The sequence below is a fragment of the Acinetobacter sp. genome (assembly GCF_050285345.1).
GTDB lineage: Bacteria > Pseudomonadota > Gammaproteobacteria > Pseudomonadales > Moraxellaceae > Acinetobacter.
The window spans coordinates 1,721-2,590 of record NZ_JBLZXR010000065.1 but is presented as its reverse complement, the minus strand read 5'-3'; the positions used below and the strand labels follow the sequence as shown (position 1 = coordinate 2,590).

1 protein-coding gene is annotated in these 870 nt (G+C 44.3%); it reads left to right on the top strand.

The window, feature by feature from the left end; all coding sequences use genetic code 11:
* Positions 1 to 46: 46 nt before the first annotated feature.
* Positions 47 to 870, top strand: an 824-nt coding sequence (locus ACN6OV_RS06120; RefSeq protein ID WP_427950783.1) for an SNF2-related protein, incomplete at its 3' end; no start/stop codon positions are given.

The window sequence follows — 870 nt, the reverse complement described above, 5'->3', positions numbered from 1 at the left end:
AATTGATGCAACTTTCCTGTCATACCTTCAGTCGAATGAAGGATTTATGCAAGAACTGGACCGCAAGCTGAACGATCCGATGAATAAGGAAATGGTCGCAGAGCTGGACGAGTCACCTATTCAGATTGACGGCTTTGCGCCAAAATTTGAAAGCTTTGAAGCATTGCAGACCTATCAAAATGCTGAAATACGCCGATTAAGCCGCCGTTTTGAGGGTATTACCGGGTTCGATGTGGGCTTGGGTAAAACCATGACTGCCATTGCAGCAGCTATCAATTTACATAATATCGGGATTAAAAAGCGTACCGCATTTGTGGTCCCATCGCATACCGTTTCCAAGTGGTATCGTGACATAAGCATGACCAAAACCGATATAAGTGACGTGCTGGTGATCGGTTCAAAAGGTAATAGCTTGAGCGCGGTCAATAGTAGCCATTATGGGGCTGATTTAAACTTGCTGATCCAGTCTAAACAGTGGCGCATGATTGTGATGACAAGTGATGCTTTCACTATGATTCCGCTGAAGGATTCAACCATTGAAAGCTACTATGAGCGCAAATTATCTAAATATGACCGTAGCAAAGATAAGGACCGGGAAGCTTACAAGGCATTCATGGCGGATAAAATTGCCGACTTACAGGGATCGGAAAAAGGCCGCTTGCCCTACTTTGAAGACTTGGGCATTGACTCAATTGTATTTGATGAAGCGCAAATGTTTAAAAACGGTGATGCCAGTGAGGGTACAGGTAACTTTAATACCATCCGGGGCTTGTCTTTGCTGGGTGAAAAACAGCTATCTACGCGGGCCATTTCAGCCAAAGTAAAATCAGAATATGTGCGAAAAACCAATTCGCTAGGTGATGGTGTGGT